The organism is Pseudomonas sp. K8 (genome assembly GCF_014889455.1).
GTDB classification, from domain to species: Bacteria; Pseudomonadota; Gammaproteobacteria; order Pseudomonadales; family Pseudomonadaceae; genus Aquipseudomonas; species Aquipseudomonas veronii.
In genome coordinates, this window is record NZ_VJWO01000018.1 from 37,795 (window position 1) to 54,761 (window position 16,967).

The following is a 16,967-nucleotide window of genomic DNA, read 5'->3' on the forward strand; positions in this document are numbered from 1 at the left end:
CGAACCGCGCTGATCAAAAGTCGTCCTTTATGTTTCCATCGTTGATCTTGAACTCCCGGTGTTGCAGATAAACACTTCGAATGAAGTTGTATTTATCCCCGGTGATGAGCTTTTCAGATTTCATGTATTGAGCGCGTCCGTCGATCATGCCCAGGCCGTACAGGCTATTACGCGTCGGAACGTCGCCGATGTAACGAACCGGGTTGGCGTAGATATCGGGAAAGATGGCCGGCGCATCGCGAAGTGTGCTGGGCCCCAAGAGCGGCAGCACAAGATAAGGACCACTACCTACCCCCCAGTAACCGAGGGTTTGACCGAAATCTTCGTCATTGCGCTGCAGCCCCATGGGCGTCGCGACATCGACCAATCCTCCCAGGCCAATGGTGCTGTTGAGTAAGAAGCGGCTCGTATCAACCCCGGCGCTATAGAACTTGGCTTGAAGTAAGTTGTTCGCCAGGTTCTTGACCTCCCCCAGATTGTTGAAAAAATTATGCACGCCGTCTTGCGCAATGCGCGGGGTGACAAATTGATATCCCTGGGCAAGGGGTTTCAGTGCGTAGGTATCCAGCGTGTCATTGAATGAGAAAATGGGTCGGTTGATACGCTCCCACGGGTCCTTGTCGGAATCCGCCTGGCAAAGGGCTGAAAGCGTTATGAAACTGGCGCAGGTCAGTACCTGAGCGCAACGGCTTAAAGTGGAACGAGATGCACGCATGTTGATTTCCCATTGAATGAAGTCAGCCGATTTGACGCGCGCCAGCCGTTCCATCGCGGCGATTGTGTGTGCAAGAGACAGGGCCATTAATTCCAACCGCCTCCCAACACTTTGTACAACGTGATGCGGTTACTCTGCTCGGTCAGACGCAGGGTGATCAGGTCCTGCTCGGCGCTGTAGAGCGAGCGTTGTGCATCCAGGGCTTCCAGGTAGCTTTGCGACCCGCCCCGGTACAAGGCGTCCGAGAGTTCGAAGCTCTTGCGGCTGGCGTCGGTCAGCGCCTGTTGCGCGGCGATCCGGCGATCCAGGGTGCTGCGCACGGCCAGCGCGTCGGCCACTTCGCGGAACGCGGTCTGCAGGGTCTGCTGATAAGTCTGTATCTGGATGTCACGCTCGACCTTGGCCGAATCCAGGGTCGCGCGGTTACTCCCGGCGTCGAAAATCGGCACGCTGATGCTCGGGGCAAAGGTCCAGGCACCGCTGCCGGATTTGAACAGGCCGGCCAATGCCGAGCTGGACGAGCCGGCGTTGGCGGTCAGGCTGATGCTGGGGTAAAACGCCGCACGGGCCGCGCCGATGTCGATGTTCGCCGACTTGAGCGTGTGTTCCGCCGACAGCACGTCCGGGCGTTGTTGCAAGAGGCTCGACGGCAGGCCCGCCGGTATGTCCACCAGCACCGCCGCCGACGCCAGGTGCGTGCCCGGCAAGAGTGCCTCGGGAAGGTCGCTGCCGACCAACAGGCGCAAGGCATTGCGATCCTGCAGAATCTGGCTCTCGTAGGACGCCACATCGCCGCGCGCCGACTCGACCGTGGTCTGGGCTTGCGCCACGGACAGCGCGGAGGAGCCGCCCAGGGCATAGCTGCGCTGGGTCAGGTCGTAGGTGGCCAACTGGCTGGTCAGGGTTTGCTGGGCCAGCAGCAGCCGTTCGTTGTCGGCGGCCAGGGTCAGCCAGGCGGTGGCCACTTCGGCCACCAGGCTGATTTGCGTACTGCGTCGGGTTTCCGTCAGCGCCAGGTAGTCTTCCAGCGCCTCATCCCGCAGGTTGCGTAGCCGGCCAAACACGTCCAGTTCATAACTGCTCAAGCCCAATTGCGCACTGTAATCGTGAGTGGTGGCCGCCGTGCCGGTGCTGGACAACGACCCTGGCGTGCGGCTGTGGGTGCCGCTGACGCTGGCATCGATGGTGGGAAACAGGTCCGCGCGCTTGATGCGGTACTGCGCCTGGGCCTTTTCGACATTCAGGCTGGCCAGGCGCAAGTCGCGGTTATTGGCCAGCGCCAACGCCTGCAACTGTGCCAGGCGGCTGTCGGTAAAGAACTGCTGCCATTTGACATCGACCCCCGCCTGCCCTTTCGGCAGGCTGGCCGTCGGCAGCCATTGCGCGGAAACAGGCGCTTCCGGCCGCTCATACTGGGGCGCCAGGTTGACGCAGCCACCCAGGACCATGGCGGCCAGCAAAGGCCAATGTGACTTGATCATGCATCACCTGTCGGGGCAGATTGACGAGTACTGCGCTCGCTGCCGAAACGGCGGCGGATCAGCACAAAAAACAGCGGTACAAAGAAGATCCCCAGCACCGTGGCGCTGAACATACCGCCCAGCACGCCCGTACCGATGGCCTGACGCCCGGCGGAGCCTGCGCCGCTACTCAAGGCCAGCGGCAACACGCCGAACATGAAGGCCAGGGACGTCATCAGGATCGGCCGCAGGCGTTGGCGCACCGCGATCAGCGTCGCATCGATCAGGCTGTTGCCCTGCTCTTGCAGGTGCTTGGCGAACTCCACGATCAGGATCGCGTTTTTCGCGGCCAGGCCCACGGTGGTCAACAGCCCCACCTGGAAATACACGTCGTTGCTCAACCCGGCGACACGGGTCGCCAGCACTGCACCGATCACCCCCAGGGGGACCACCAGAATCACCGAAAACGGCACCGACCAACTCTCGTAGAGCGCGGCCAGGCACAGGAACACAAACAATACGGAGAGTGCATAGAGCAGCGGGGCCTGGGAGCCGGATAGCCGCAACTGATAGGACTGCCCGGTCCATTCGTAGCCGATGCCCTGGGGCAATTGCCGGACGATGGCTTCCACCGCGTCCATCGCGTCGCCGGAGCTCACGCCTGGCGCGGGGTCGCCCACAATTTCCAGGGAGGCGTTCCCGTTATAGCGTTCCAGCAAGGGCGAGCCGTAACTCCAGGTGCTGCTGGCAAACGATGAGAACGGCACCATTTCATTGCTGCTGTTGCGCACGAACCAATGATCAAGGTCCGCGGCCTGCATGCGCGCGGATGCCTGGCCCTGCACGTAGACTTTTTTCACCCGGCCCTGGTTGAGAAAGTCATTCACATACGTACCGCCCAACGCCGTCGACAAGGTGGTGTTGATGTCGCTGGTACTCAGGCTCAGCGCTCCGGCCTTGCGGTCGTCGATGCTGACCTTGAGCTGCGGCGCATCGTCCAGACCGTTGCTGCGAACGCCCAGCAAGCGCGGGTCTTTTCTGGCCAGCTCAAGGAACTGTTCGCGGGCCGCCACCAGCGCATCATGGCCCAGGCCGGCGAGGTCCTTGAGTTGCAGGTCGAACCCCGAGCTCTGGCCCAGGCCGCGCACCGTCGGTGGTTGCATGACGAAAGCGTCGGCATCGCCGATGCTGGAGAGCGCCATGGTCGCCCGTTGGGCAATGGCCGCCGCACCCTGGCCGGGCCCACCGCGTTCGTCCCAGTCCTTGAGGCGGATAAACGCGCGCGCGGTGTTCTGGCTGTTACCCCCCATGCCCAGCCCGCTGATGCTGATCATCGCTTCGACTTCGGGCTGTTTCAGGATGTAGTCCTCGAACTGCTTGATCACAGCTTGCGTGCGGCTGTCCGTCGCCCCGACTGGCAACTGGATCTGTGCCATGAGGATCCCCTGATCTTCGTCCGGCAGAAACGACGTGGCCAGGCTCATGTACCCCACCGCCATGACCACCAGCACCGCGCCATAGAGCAACAGGCTGCGCCCCCAACGCCGCAGCACCACGCCCACCCAGCGCTCGTAACCGGCGCTGGCACGTTCAAAGGTGCGGTTGAACCAGCCGAAGAACCCGTGCTGAGCACCATGCCCGCGGCCATCACGCGTTTTGAGCAACGAAGCGCAGAGCGCCGGGGTCAGGGTCATCGCCACCAGCACCGACAGGACCATGGCCGAAACAATGGTCACCGAGAACTGCCGATAGATAATCCCGGTGGAACCGCCGAAAAACGCCATGGGGATAAACACCGCGCTCAGCACCAGCGTGATGCCGACCAGTGCGCTGCTGATTTCACGCATTGATTGACGCGTGGCCGCCACGGGCGATAGCCCCTCGCCCATCAGCCGCTCAACGTTTTCCACCACCACGATGGCATCATCCACCAGCAAGCCGATCGCCAGGACCATGGCAAACATCGTCAAGGTGTTGATCGAATAGCCAAACATCGCCAACACGCCGAACGTGCCCAGCAGCACCACCGGTACGGTAATCGCCGGGATCAGCGTCGCGCGCAGGTTTTGCAGGAACAGGAACATGATCAACACCACCAGCACGATGGCCTCGCCCAAGGCCTTGACCACTTCCTCGATGGACAGGCTGACAAACGGCGTGGTGTCGTAGGCAATCACGTTTTTAAGCTGCATTTCAGTCGGGTAGAACGGCTCCATCTCTTTGAGCTTGGCCTTGACCGCCTTGCCGACGCTCAGCGCATTCGCACCTGCCGCCAGTTGCACGCCCATGGCCGCGGCGGGCTTGCCGTTGAGGGCGCTGCTGATGTCGTAGCTTTCGCTGCCCAGCTCCAAGGTCGCGATATCGCCCAGCAACACCACGGCACCGTCGCTGCTGGACTTGACCACCACGTTGCGAAACTCTTCGACGGTCTGCAGTTTGCTGCGGGCGCTGATCGTGGCGTTCAACTGCTGCCCCTTGATCGCCGGCAAAGCCCCCAGCTGCCCGGCGGAGACTTCGGTGTTCTGCGCCTCCAGGGCACTGCTGACGTCCGAAGGCATCAGCGCGTACTTTTCCAACAGGGCCGGGTCCAGCCAGATACGCATGGCATAGCCTGATCCCAGGGTCTGCACATCGCCGACGCCGTCTATGCGGCTGATGGAGTCGAGCAAGGTGGTGGAAATGTAGTCGCCGATCTGAGTCCCGGTAACGCTGGGGTCATCCGATGCCAGGGCGACAATCATCAGGAAGTCCGAGCCGCCCTTGGTCACGGTCAGGCCTTCGCTTTGTACCGATTGCGGCAGTCTCGACTCGGCTTGTTGCAGCTTGTTCTGCACCTGCATCTGGGCCACATCCGGGTCGGTGCCGGCGGTAAAGGTCAAGCTGATGCTGGCGCTGCCCGCCGAACTGCTGTTGGCCGACATGTAGGTCAGGTTATCCAGGCCTTTCATCTGCTGTTCGATGACCTGGGTCACCGAGTCTTCCACGGTCTTGGCCGAGGCCCCGGTGTAGGTCGCGGAAATCTTCACCGTGGGCGGCGCGATGTCGGGGTATTGCTCCAACGGCAACTGGCTGATGGACAGGCTGCCGCCGAGCATGATCACGATGGCGATGACCCAGGCGAAAATCGGTCGATCAATAAAAAACTGCGCCACGCTTAACCCTCCTTCACAGGGGTGGACGGCGTGGCCGCCTGAGCATTGGCGTCCTGCACCTGGACGGCGGCGCCGGCACGGACTTTTTGTCCGCCTTCGACGACCAACTGATCACCCGCCTTCAGGCCCGCGGTGATCCACCACTGATTGCCCACCGCGCGATCGATGGTCAGCTCACGCTGTTCAACCTTGCCGTCGACCACCAGCAACGCAGTGGTCACCCCGCTGGCGCTGCGGTTCACCGCTTTTTGCGGGATCAGAATGGCCTGGTCATCGCGCGCCTGTTCCAGCACCGCGCGGACATACATGCCCGGCAACAGCAGGTGGTCCGGGTTGGCGAATTCGGCACGCAGGGTGACGGTGCCCGTGCCCTCGTTGACACTCACCCCGCTGACCTTGAGCCGCCCTTGCTGGTTGTAGGTGGTGCCGTCGTCCAGCTTCAGGCTGATGCGCGCCTCGCCGTTGCCATTGGACTGCAACACGCCGCTGGCCAGGTCACGCTTGAGGCGCAGCAGTTCGGTGGTCGATTGGGTAACGTCCACGTAGATCGGATCGAGTTGCTGCACGGTGGTCAATGCGCTGTCCTGATTGGCCACCACCAGCGCGCCCGGGGTCACCGTGGATGTTTCAATGCGCCCGCTGACCGGCGAGGTGATGCGCGTGTAAGCCAGGTTGATGCGGGCGGTTTGGACTTCAGCCTCGGCGACTTGCACGTCGGCGGCGGCCGTCAGCAAGGTGGCCTGAGCGTCTTCGTTAGTTTGCTGACTGATGGCATTGATCTTCACCAGTTCGGCGTCGCGCCTGGCGGTGGCCTGCGCCGATTTAAGGGTGGCGCGGTACTTGGCCAGGCTCGCCTCGGACTGCGCCAGGGCGGCGGTATAGGACGCCGCATCCAATTGGTAGAGCGCTTGGCCGGCCTTGACATCCGCCCCCTCGACAAACAGCCGCCGCTGGACGATACCGCCGACTTGCGGGCGAATCTGCGCCACCATGAAGGCTTGGGTACGCCCCGCCAACTCGGTGGTCAGCACTTGGCTCTGGGGTTTTATGCTGATCACCGAGACTTTGGGAGTGATCGCTTGAGGTGCCGGCTCGCCGCCGGAGCAACCGCCCAGCAGGACCAGAATGAACAAGGACAGGCAAACCGCGGCGGTTACCAGGTATTTGGCGAAGATTTTCGTCGACATAGCGGCCTCTACAAGACGGGATGGCTTGAGTCAGCGCCATCGTGCAAGGCAAATGTGCAGGAAAATTGAAGATTGCCCGGCCGGGTTGAATCTTTTCTTCGCCAGGGCCTAAATGGCCCAATCCATTCTTAACGGCCCACCTCCATGAAGTTGAGTATCTCCACCAAACTGTTTATTGCGGTACTGGCCGGCGTGCTGCTGGTCATCCTGAGCATGGGGGTGGCGACGAGCTGGAGTTTCGGGCGGGGCTTTCTCGGCTATCTCAATGAGCAGGCGCTGGAGCGCATGGCCCCCGTGCTGCCGCGCCTGGCCAGCGCCTATGCGCGCGAAGGCAATTGGGAGTTCCTGCGCAACCGGTCGGATCGCTGGTTCGACATCATGCGGCCCGAGGTCGGCGAAGATCCGGCGAAGAACGATTTGCGCACGCCCATGGCATCGGACCTGACAGGCGCGCTGTTTCGCATCGCCTTGCTGGATGAACACAAAAAACGCGTGAACGGCTACCCGGATATCGGCAACGATGCGTTGTTGCGCGCGATTGTGGTGGCCGATAAAACCGTTGGCTGGCTGGCCGTGACCCCGTTCCAGAGCGTGACCGAAGCCGGCGGCGAACGGTTCCAGCAATACCAGTTACGCACCAGCCTGGTGATGGGCGCCTTTTCGCTGTTGCTGGCGATGCTGATTGCCTGGTGGATCGCCCGCACGCTGTTGGAGCCAGTGAAAAAGGTGGCGGCGGCGACCCACCGCCTGGCAAGCGGCGACTACGGCAGCCGGGTGGCCGTGGCCTCCAATGACGAAGTGGGCCAATTGGCGCGGGACTTCAACCAACTCGCCTACACCCTGGAGCGCAATGAACAGATGCGGCGCGAGTTCATGGCCGATGTCTCCCATGAGTTGCGCACCCCGCTGTCGGTGTTGCGCGGTGAGCTGGAGGCCATCGAGGATGGCGTTCGCACCCTGAACCAAGGGTCGATGAAGTCCTTGCAAGGTGAGGTCAGCATGCTCAGCAAACTGGTGGATGACCTGTATGAACTGTCCCTGGCGGATGTGGGCGCGCTGACCTACCGCAAGAGCGCGTGCAGACTCGATCAACTGCTGCAAGCCAGCGTGTCGATGTTTCAGGAGCGTTTGAACGACCGGCATCTGCGCGTCGAACTGGAGCTGCCGTCGCAGCCCCTGGAATTGTTGGCCGACGCCAGCCGCCTGCAGCAATTGTTTTCCAACCTGCTGGAAAATGCCGTGCGCTACACCGACCCGAACGGGCTCATCCGCATCCGCGCCGTCGTCGATCGCGCGAATGTGTGCATCGACTTCATCGACTCTGGCCCGGGGGTCTCGGCCGAGCAACTGCCGCGCCTGTTCGAGCGCTTCTATCGCGGCGAATCATCGCGCAACCGTGCCAGTGGCGGTGCCGGTCTGGGCTTGGCGATTTGTCACAACATCGCCCTCGCCCACGGCGGCAGCCTCAGCGCCGCTCACTCGCCCCTCGGCGGCCTTTGGCTGACCCTGCGCTTGCCACGGGATATCTGAACCATGACCGACAAAAGCCCGATCCTGATTGTCGAAGATGAACCGAAGCTGGCCGCCTTGATGCAGGATTATCTGGTCGCGGCAGGCTACTCAACCGTGTGCCTGGACAACGGCTTGCAGGTGGTGCCGACCGTGCGTGCGCAAACACCGCGCCTGATCCTGCTCGACCTGATGCTGCCCGGGCGTGACGGCATGCAAATCTGCCAGGACCTGCGCGGTTTCAGCGCCGTGCCGATCATCATGATCACCGCCCGCGTCGAAGAGGTGGACCGCCTGCTGGGCCTGGACCTGGGGGCCGACGACTACATCTGCAAGCCTTTCAGCCCCCGGGAGGTGGTGGCCCGGGTCAAGGCCATCCTGCGCCGCGGGCCCCAACTGCTGGCCAGCTCGGCGCCGCGACTGCTGATCGACGAAGCGCAATATCGCGCCTCGATAGACGGCATCGCCCTGGACCTCACCCCCCTGGAACTGCGACTGCTCAGCACCTTTGCACGTTCCGCCGGGCGGGTATTTTCCCGTGACCAACTGCTCGACAAGATCTACTCCGACCACCGCGTGGTCACCGACCGCACGGTGGACAGCCATATCCGCAACCTGCGGCGCAAGCTGGAGCAGGCGTGCCCAGGGGAAACGCCCATCGAATCGTTGTATGGGGTCGGTTATCGGTTTCAGCTTTCCGAGGCCTGATACCTCGGAATAACACACATCGGCACCGTCAACGAGGCGCAAGCGGAACGCCTGCAACCATCTCCAGATACCGGAGCACGCTAAACCTAGGTCAGATTCAACCCGCCGTCTGAGAGGAGTATCTCGCCGGTCAAGTCGTCCGACTCGACCAGCATTACAACTACCGCATAGGGAATAGATGCGCCCTTAGGACGGATACCGGCATGCGAACTGATGTTTACGACGCAACCTGCTCGACGGTAACAGGCGGCATCGCGCAATGCCGACTCGGCAACGCGACTAGGTGGAACGGCGCCACGACATTAACCTCGTTAAGTTCGTGCCACCACTAACGGGTCCGCAGCTTCCCCTGGGTCAAGTTTTTTGACGGGGACTAAGCCTCCAAAAAGCCAGCGACCACTGTCCAGTAAGATCAGTGTAGAACGCAGTATTTCTAATCCAATGAGCCGCGGAGCGCCGGGGAGGCGGTTTTTTAGTATGGATTTTTCTCGCTCAAGCCAGGCGATCCGAGCTTCCAGCTCCTGAATGTTCTGCTGCTCTGGGGTCAGCGTCTTGCTCTGCGGCGTGACGCCTTGGCGCCCTTTCTGAACCTGGTCAACCCAGCGGCGCAGCGCTGACTCACCAATGCCGAGTGAGCGGCTGGCTTCGATAAGACAATGGTTTTCAGGTTGCTGACAGGGTAAACCAACGGCTCGTATTTAGCGCATGGCGACCAGCTTGACGCCGAACCCCAGCAGGCAAACGCCGGCCAAGCGCTCCAGCAGATTGGCGATGCGCGGGTTGGCCCGCATGCGCTGAGCGAGCTTGTGGGTCAATAGGACGGCTATCAAACCATAGAGGAACGTCACCACCGCTACGGTCGCGGCCATGAACGCGAATGTCACTATGCCCTGATGCTTCACCGGATCGACAAACAACGGGAAAAAGGCCATGTAGAAGATGATCGCCTTGGGGTTGAGCAACGTGATCATCATGGTCTGACGCAGGAAATGGCCGTTATCCATCCGGCTCTTGCGCGGCGCGGCCCCAGCCTGACTAAACAACATTCGCAGGCCCAGCCACGCCAAGTACGACGCACCCAACCATTGAATGAGATGGAACGCTGCCGGATACGCGGCCAGCAGGGTTGCAACGCCAGCGACCGCCAGCCATAAGAGCACCTGGTCACCGAGTATCACTCCGCATGTCGCAGCCAAACCCGCTTTTATCCCGCCTTTGCCGGTCGCCGTGATGAGGGCAAAATTGCCGGGGCCAGGAATGGCCAGGACGATGATGAAGGCGATGATGAAAGCGCCATAGTCGGTCACGCCAAACATCGGTTATCTCCCGCGCAGGATGGTTTGGGACGCAAAACCTATCATCAACCTCGCCTCAATATCTAGCGATGCAGGTGAGAAAACCATCCAGAAACTATCGGCAAAAGCGATCAACTGCGCTTCTCGTCGCGAGGAGCCAACGGTATTGGCAGCCGCCCGAGCGACTGCCAATGGCCCGTCAATGACTCAAATCAATCACCATGCGGCCTTTGATTTTCCCTTGCTGCATTTCATCGAAGATCTCATTGATATCTTCGATCGGACGCAGTGTCACCTTCGGCACCACCTTGCCTTGCGCGGCAAACTCGAAGGCTTCTACGAGGTCTTGTCGAGTACCGACCAGCGAGCCGACCACCTCGATCCCGTCAAGCACCAACCGAGGAATATCGAGGCTCATGGCTTCAGGCGGAAGCCCAACTGCGACCAGGCGTCCACCGGCACGCAGGGCATCCACCGCAGAGTTGAACGCGACCTTGGCGACGGCCGTCACGACAGCCGCGTGAGCTCCGCCGACCTTCTCCTGGATAACTTTTGCGGCATCCTCGTTGCGGGAGTTGATGACCAGGTCAGCGCCCATTTCCCTGGCGAACTGCAGTTGATCATCGTTGATGTCCACGGCGATCACTCGGGCGTTGAATACATTTTTTGCGTACTGCAACGCCAGATTCCCCAGGCCGCCCAGCCCGTAGATCGCAATCCATTGCCCGGGGCGGATATTGGAAACCTTCACGGCTTTATAGGTCGTTACGCCAGCACAGGTCACGCTGCTCGCCGCCGCAGAATCAAGCCCATCAGGCACTTTCACCGAGTAGTCGGCGACGACAATGCACTCTTCGGCCATTGCACCATCCACGGTGTAGCCGGAGTTTTTTACGTTGCGGCAGAGTGTCTCGTTGCCGCTGTTGCAGTATTCACAGTGCCCACAGCCCTGGAAGAACCAGGCTACGCTGGCACGGTCACCGGGCTTCAGAGAGGTGACGCCTGGTCCTACCTGCTGCACGATACCGATGCCTTCATGGCCTAGGATCACCCCGGTTTTATCACCGAAATCGCCGTTCTTGACGTGCAGGTCAGTATGGCAGACCCCGCAGCACTGCATTTTAAGGAGAGCCTCACCATGTTTCAGAGGCCGTAATGTTTTTTCGATCACATTCACGCGTTGCCCTTGGGCAACAACAGCAGCTTTCATGCTTATCTCCTTGTATCCGTGAGTGAGCTTGCGTTACAGCGGGCCCAACAAATGCCAAAGCAGTACAGCACCACCCTTCCAGCGCTCCGAAGTCTGGCGCAATGCCCGCCACCCGGCCCCAGGGTCGGGGAGTCAATGGATGCTATTGCTGCGCCATCGGGTCGCCAACGCTACCGGTCTTATGGCACAAGTCGCGCAAAAGGGGGATGCCTATTAGTCAGGCAACCCGCGCAAGGACGCCTCTTCTTTGCCTTTCTATGACAAAGATCAACAGGAGACGCTGATCGGCAGATCATCGTGACCGCTTTCAGTGACCGTCGCCGCCGCCCTGAACGTCAAGTGAGCTCCCCGATCTCTCGGGCCTGGGTGGGCCTGCGACCTTTGGCTCCATGTTTGAAACCTGTTCCTCGTGTACCTTCGGCAGGCCCGGCATATGCACTCAGCGGCGGGTTGGCCATTTAGTCGAAACGGTTCTGGAGTAGCTTTTACATGGCATACGCAACAATCAATCCCTATACGGGCGAGACACTGCAAACCTTTCCCGATGCGACCGATGCAGAAGTCACCGCGGCCATCGGCAAGGCCCATGAGGCTTTCCTGGCGTGGAAGGACACCTCTTTCGCCGAACGTGCGCGCATCCTGCAGAATGCGGCCGATATCCTGCGCAAGGACAGCGACGCCTTTGCCAGGGTACTGACGCTGGAGATGGGCAAGCTGTTTGCCGAGGCGAAAGCCGAGGTCGAGCTGTCGGCAAAAATCTTCGAATACTATGTGCGCAATGCCGAAACCTTGCTCAAGCCGGAGAAACTCCCGGTCCTCGACCCTGCCGAGGGCGAGGCGGTTCTCGTCTGCGAACCGCTCGGCGTGCTGCTGGCGATCGAGCCGTGGAACTTCCCTTATTACCAGATCGCCCGCATTCTGGCGCCGCAGCTTTCTGCCGGTAATACCGTGCTTCTCAAACACGCAGCGAATGTGCCGCAAAGCGCCGCTGGCTTTCAAAAGCTGATGAAGGATGCCGGCCTGCCTGACGGCGCCTTCCGTAATCTGTACGCCACGCGTTCGCAGATCGAGCTGATCATCAACGATGCCCGCGTGCAGGGCGTTGCCTTGACCGGCTCGGAAGGCGCCGGTGCAGTGGTTGCGTCGCAAGCGGGTAAAGCGCTGAAAAAATCCACCCTGGAACTCGGCGGCGCCGACGCCTTCGTCGTGCTGGCCGACGCGGACCTGGCGAAAACGAGCAAATGGGCGGTGTTCGGCCGGCATTGGAATGCCGGGCAGGTCTGCGTGTCCTCCAAGCGCATGATCGTGGTCGATGCGGTCTATGACGACTTCCTCGCGCTCTATCGCAAGGGCGTCGCGGAGTTGGTGGCCGGCGATCCCTTCGATGCGAAGACGACCCTGGCACCGCTCTCCTCGCAAAGCGCGGCCAATGAGGTCAAGCAAAAGATCCTTGAAGCCGTGAAGCTTGGCGCCAAGGCCGAAGAAGTCGGGCCGCCCGTGCCTGTCGATGGGGCATTCGTGCAGCCGACGATCCTGACCGATGTCGCCGAAGACAACCCCGCTCGCTACTGGGAGTTCTTTGGCCCGGTGTCCATGGTGTTCCGCGCCAAGGATGAAGACGATGCAGTGCGTATCGCCAACGACTCGCCGTTCGGCCTCGGCGGTTCGGTATTCACCTCGGACACGGCGCATGGCGCAGAAGTCGCGAAGAAAATCTCCACCGGCATGGTGTTCGTCAACCATCCGACCAAGGTCGAAGCCGATCTGCCTTTCGGTGGCGTGCGCCGCTCGGGGTACGGCCGCGAGCTGATCGGTCTCGGGCTCAAGGAGTTCGTCAACCACAAGCTCATTGTCGTGGTCGATATCGACGCCCCGTTCTGAGTTCAACAGCGCTCTTTGTCCCAAGAAACCGAGGAGACCTGACAGGATGAACGTCATCGGGATAGACCACTTGGCTATTCGTGTCAGTGATCTGGACCGCTCCAGGGCGTTCTACGATCAGGTACTCGGTTTCTTGGGATTCACCATAGAGTGGGAGTTCGACCGGGTTATTGGTTGGACCAATGGCGAAACCCTGTTCTGGATCACCGAAGCCGATGCCCAGGGGCGCAAACACAAGCACCGGACCGGCGATGTGGGCTATCACCACTATGCATTCGAGGTTGCCGCGCGCGAGGACGTCGATGCGCTATACGCGTTCCTGCTGGATCAGGCGGTTACGATTGTCGACGCGCCCGCTGACTATCCGGATTATGGCGAGGGCTACTATGCGGTTTATTTCCTCGACCCCGATAATCTGAAGCTCGAGGTGATGTTCTTCCTGGAAAAACAAAAGCGGCGCTTGCTTGGAAAATCGCGAGGAAGTGATCGCCGGGAATAAAATTTCTTCATCGGCATACACGCTTGAAGAGATTGATAAAACGAGCGTGCCAGGCCAGTACCCGCGTAACGATATTGTCTATGGCTGACATAGTCCTTGATCGCGTTCTGTTCGCCTTGCCCGGCACCGCGCAAGAATGGCTTCAGCTCAGGTAGCAAACGAGTATTGAGCACGTCATGGGGCTCCAGCCAGGCTCGACGGGCCTGAGCGACCCCGAAACCGAGCGTTTCAGTCACTACTTCGAGTCCGTGCCAGCAGATCAATTCGATGCCATGATCTGGATTGAGCACACCAAGCCGGTTGCCGCGCTGCCGTGGCCGAAAACCCAACACCTGGAACCAGAAACCTATCCGTTTGGTGTGTGATGCTGAATGCAGCCCTCTCAGGGGTGCGGGGACTGCAGGTATTTTTCAAACCATTCGCCAGCGAGTCGGGCGACTGTCTCCAGGGCGCCAGGCTCTTCGAATAGATGCGTGGCGCCCTCCACGACTTCCAGTCGTTGCTCGCACCGCAGGGCCCGGCTGCTTTGGCAATTCAAGTCGAACACCACCGGGTCCTGTGCGCCGACAATCTGCAAGGTCGGTGCCTTCACCCGGGCCAGCGCCGGTCCCGCCAGGTCGGTCCGCCCACCCCGGCTGACCACCGCCCCGACCACCTGCGCACGCTCGGCCGCCGCCACCAGTGCCGCGCCAGCGCCGGTGCTCGCGCCGAACAGTCCAATCCGCAGCAAGCGTAATTGGGGGTCCCGAGCGGCCCAGTCGATGACATCGATCAAGCGTCTGGCCAACAGCGGAATATCGAAACGCAGCTCCCCGGTCAAGTTATCCAGGCGCTGCTCCTTTTCCGTGAGCAGGTCAAACAACAGCGAACCCAAGCCCCGATGGGCCAGTACATCGGCCACGTATTGATTACGCGGGCTCAAACGGCCACTACCGCTGCCGTGTACGAAAACGACCAAGGCGCGGGTGTTGGTCGGCAAACGCAAATCGGCGTCCAGTTCAACGCCCGGCAGGTCCATGGATCGTGATATTGGTTTAAACATCAAGATGCTCCGTCCGCGAGCCTGGCAGCGGCAATCCTCGACCGGCTCGATCGATCGACTGCACCCGCATCGCGTCGTCATTAAGGATTTGTATACCTCCGCTGGCAATGGCGCCCATGGCATATTCCGGGTGTGAAGGCACGCCGAGCTTGCGTACCAGCATCAGGTCCAGGCGAACCTTCAGGGCTGTGGCGACTTCATAAGCCACCGGAACACCGCCTCGGGGCAACGCGAGAATGATGACGTCAGACCTGTTGGCGTATTTGAGCAAGGGTTCCACCAGTCGTCGACCAGCCTCGACGCGGTTTGGCAAGAGGGTTTGCAATGAGGGACTAAGGATCACGAGGACCTCCTCCGACGATAACGCCTGTGATTTCGGAATAGGCGGCCCTCGCCGCGCTAGATAGCCAGAATGCTGCAGGACACCTGATACAGGAGATGTTCGGTGGTGCTGCCCAGCAGCTTGTCCAGTCCGTGGGACTGGACCTTGCCCATCACAATCACATCCATATGCTGCTCATCGGTGAACGCATTGAGCACCGCGACAGGCTGCCCTTCGATGAAATGCCGCCGGTCGGCAGGCACGCCATAACGGTCGGCCAGTTCGAGGAATGACTTTTCATGACCTTTGCGCAACTGCCTGCCAAGGTCTGAAATTGTCAGGCCCCCGCCGCCCATATCGCCCAGGTACACCATGGAAATGTCGCAGGCATACAGCAAGTGCAACTCGGCCTGACACTGGATGGCGAGACTGGAAGCCTGCTGGATGATCCGTTCATTGAGCTCGTTGTCCTGGGCAAGGGTATTGGAGGCATCGACCGCCGCCACGATCTTGCGCGGCAAGGGCAGGTCGTCTTCGCTGAGCAGATAGACCGGTATCGGGCAGTGACGCAGTAAACGCCAATCCAGCGGGGTGATGAATGCACGCTTGAGTGCCGGTTCGCGCTGCACCTGTTTGATCAGCAGGTCTGGCTGCATTTCTGCGACGTAATCGAGAATCTCCTGCTGAAGGTCGTCGGCCCACTTCGCTTCAGCCGTCACTTCGATACCTTTATTACTATCACGCAGATGAGCCGCCTGGTATTTGAGCCAATCGCGATGATCTTGCAGATAATTTTCGCGAGCTTTTGCCCGGTCACCCTCTTCGAGCAGCGACAACAGGTTCCAAGTAGGGATCAAGGCAGCAATGTGCAGGCTCGCACCGCTGACCTTGGCCAGAGCGGCAGCATGGTTCATGGCTTGAGACCGGCGCAGCGCCGGGTTGATGATCAGCAATAACCGTTGATACTGGCTCATGATCGGACTCCATGGGCTTGCACGTTTGTCATTGCCCGCAATGGCGGACAACTGTCGTGTTCACCGCCGAACCGAGCACCTTCTTTATGAACTCAGAATCCTCCGTCGATGCGGCCTTGGAGTTGATTTATATCAAGTGCCCGGGCAAGCAATACATTCACTCGCGACAGCTTGTGCCCACACCTCTGGCGCCACCGCCGATTCGCGTCGGTTGAAAGGATCGGGCGTTGGATTGATCGCGATTGATCAATATCAATCTTGCCAGGGTCAGCCGGTCTACATTGACCCAACATGCACTCGCAAGGGTGCGGCGCCTCAGGAGTTCAGACTCGCCGATTGCACACGTATCTCATGGCATACGCCTGCTGCCGTAGCCGGCACCGCATGACCCCATGTTTCCCGAGCAGGAGAAAGCAATGACGATCCTAGTGGCAAGTCAACGGTTGCGCCTGTATGACAGTGATGAGCTGGATGTTGTGTTGCAGACGATGGCGCGCAAGGCCGCCACCCTTCTGCCACCGACGCATGCGGCACTGATAGGCATCGAACGCAGGGGCCAGCCCCTGGCTCAACGGTTGCGCGAGTACATTGCGCGTCAGACCGGCCGGCCGGAACTCGCTGTTTACCCGCTGCAGGTCAAGCGCTACGCCGACGACCTGCAAGTGCTGCATACCTACACGCAATTGACCGAAAACCCGGCCCTGGGCAGGTTGGATCTGGCCAATACCACGTTTCTGGTGGTCGATGATGTGCTCTTCGAGGGCCATTCCCTCCTGCGCACTTGTGCATATCTGGCACAACTGGGGGCTCGTCGGGTCCATACGGCGGTACTGGTCGACCGGCATGTCCGCCAGCAGCCGATCCGGGCCGACATTGTCGGTATACACCTGCAAGTCGCCGCCACTGATATTGTCGAATGCAACGTACCGCCCTACGAACAGGCCTTTTGCATAGAAGTGGTACGACACGGCGCCGCCCGCTGACGGTGGAAGCGTTCAGGGCTTCGCCGAGTC

The 16,967-nt window shown here is 60.6% G+C and carries 13 protein-coding genes and 4 pseudogenes; 6 read left to right on the forward strand and 11 right to left on the reverse strand.

Annotated elements, in window-relative coordinates; all coding sequences use genetic code 11:
- Window positions 1-13: 13 nt before the first annotated feature.
- The 4 genes from INT12_RS14880 to INT12_RS14895 all read right to left on the reverse strand — a co-directional run bounded on the left by INT12_RS14880 (window position 14) and on the right by INT12_RS14895 (window position 6,514).
- Window positions 14-715, reverse strand: coding sequence for a VacJ family lipoprotein (locus tag INT12_RS14880; protein WP_193040125.1), 702 nt, complete (start codon window positions 713-715; stop codon window positions 14-16).
- 86 nt (window positions 716-801) lie between these two features.
- The gene (locus INT12_RS14885) at window positions 802-2,196 is read right to left on the reverse strand and encodes an efflux transporter outer membrane subunit (RefSeq protein ID WP_193058898.1); all 1,395 of its coding nucleotides are present in this window, start codon (window positions 2,194-2,196) and stop codon (window positions 802-804) included.
- Window positions 2,193-5,327, reverse strand: a complete 3,135-nt coding sequence (locus INT12_RS14890; RefSeq protein ID WP_046383980.1) for an efflux RND transporter permease subunit — start codon at window positions 5,325-5,327, stop codon at window positions 2,193-2,195. Before INT12_RS14890 ends, INT12_RS14885 begins: the two co-directional genes overlap by 4 nt.
- 2 nt (window positions 5,328-5,329) lie before the next feature.
- Window positions 5,330-6,514 carry an efflux RND transporter periplasmic adaptor subunit gene (locus INT12_RS14895; RefSeq protein WP_046383981.1) on the reverse strand — a complete coding sequence of 395 codons (1,185 nt, stop codon included), beginning with the start codon at window positions 6,512-6,514 and terminating at the stop codon, window positions 5,330-5,332.
- Between the two features lie 144 nt (window positions 6,515-6,658).
- Here INT12_RS14895 and baeS point away from each other — a divergent pair, with 144 nt between their 5' ends.
- Together baeS and INT12_RS14905 are read left to right on the forward strand one after the other, a co-directional pair.
- A complete protein-coding gene (gene baeS / locus INT12_RS14900; RefSeq protein ID WP_046383982.1) occupies window positions 6,659-8,044 on the forward strand; it encodes a sensor histidine kinase efflux regulator BaeS in 1,386 nt (461 codons plus the stop codon).
- Window positions 8,045-8,047: 3 nt separating this feature from the next.
- Window positions 8,048-8,731 (forward strand): response regulator, encoded by a 684-nt coding sequence (locus INT12_RS14905; RefSeq protein WP_193040118.1) that lies wholly within the window; start codon window positions 8,048-8,050, stop codon window positions 8,729-8,731.
- 86 nt (window positions 8,732-8,817) lie between these two features.
- On the opposite strand, the pseudogene INT12_RS31280 reads toward INT12_RS14905, so the two are convergent.
- The 4 genes and pseudogenes from INT12_RS31280 to adhP form a co-directional block, all read right to left on the reverse strand.
- Window positions 8,818-9,056, reverse strand: a pseudogene (locus INT12_RS31280) (short-chain dehydrogenase); the annotation flags it as partial.
- 145 nt (window positions 9,057-9,201) lie between these two features.
- Window positions 9,202-9,381: pseudogene (locus INT12_RS14910) on the reverse strand (transposase); the annotation flags it as partial.
- Window positions 9,382-9,429: 48 nt separating this feature from the next.
- Complete coding sequence (locus tag INT12_RS14915) at window positions 9,430-10,047, reverse strand: LysE family transporter (RefSeq protein ID WP_046383985.1); 618 nt, start codon at window positions 10,045-10,047, stop codon at window positions 9,430-9,432.
- A 178-nt stretch (window positions 10,048-10,225) separates the two neighbouring features.
- Complete coding sequence (gene adhP, locus INT12_RS14920) at window positions 10,226-11,236, reverse strand: alcohol dehydrogenase AdhP (protein WP_017847956.1); 1,011 nt, start codon at window positions 11,234-11,236, stop codon at window positions 10,226-10,228.
- 489 nt (window positions 11,237-11,725) lie between these two features.
- On the opposite strand from adhP, the gene INT12_RS14925 reads away from it, so the two are divergent.
- The 3 genes and pseudogenes from INT12_RS14925 to INT12_RS14935 form a co-directional block, all read left to right on the forward strand.
- The gene (locus tag INT12_RS14925) at window positions 11,726-13,117 is read left to right on the forward strand and encodes an NAD-dependent succinate-semialdehyde dehydrogenase (protein WP_046383987.1); all 1,392 of its coding nucleotides are present in this window, start codon (window positions 11,726-11,728) and stop codon (window positions 13,115-13,117) included.
- A 46-nt stretch (window positions 13,118-13,163) separates the two neighbouring features.
- Window positions 13,164-13,616, forward strand: a complete 453-nt coding sequence (locus INT12_RS14930) for a VOC family protein (RefSeq protein ID WP_017847958.1) — start codon at window positions 13,164-13,166, stop codon at window positions 13,614-13,616.
- Window positions 13,617-13,828: 212 nt separating this feature from the next.
- Window positions 13,829-13,981: pseudogene (locus tag INT12_RS14935) on the forward strand (erythromycin esterase family protein); the annotation flags it as partial.
- A gap of 17 nt (window positions 13,982-13,998) precedes the next feature.
- Here the strand turns inward: INT12_RS14935 and INT12_RS14940 are convergent.
- The 3 genes and pseudogenes from INT12_RS14940 to INT12_RS14950 form a co-directional block, all read right to left on the reverse strand.
- Window positions 13,999-14,658: a dienelactone hydrolase family protein gene (locus INT12_RS14940; protein WP_026140150.1), complete on the reverse strand. Its 660-nt coding sequence runs from the start codon at window positions 14,656-14,658 to the stop codon at window positions 13,999-14,001.
- 46 nt (window positions 14,659-14,704) lie between these two features.
- Window positions 14,705-15,001: pseudogene (locus INT12_RS14945) on the reverse strand (phosphoribosyltransferase family protein); the annotation flags it as partial.
- Window positions 15,002-15,057: 56 nt separating this feature from the next.
- Entirely contained in the window at window positions 15,058-15,954 is an 897-nt protein-coding gene (locus tag INT12_RS14950; protein ID WP_193040119.1) for a universal stress protein, read from the reverse strand.
- Between the two features lie 416 nt (window positions 15,955-16,370).
- Here INT12_RS14950 and INT12_RS14955 point away from each other — a divergent pair, with 416 nt between their 5' ends.
- Window positions 16,371-16,937 carry a phosphoribosyltransferase family protein gene (locus INT12_RS14955; protein ID WP_193040120.1) on the forward strand — a complete coding sequence of 189 codons (567 nt, stop codon included), beginning with the start codon at window positions 16,371-16,373 and terminating at the stop codon, window positions 16,935-16,937.
- Window positions 16,938-16,967 lie beyond the last annotated feature (30 nt).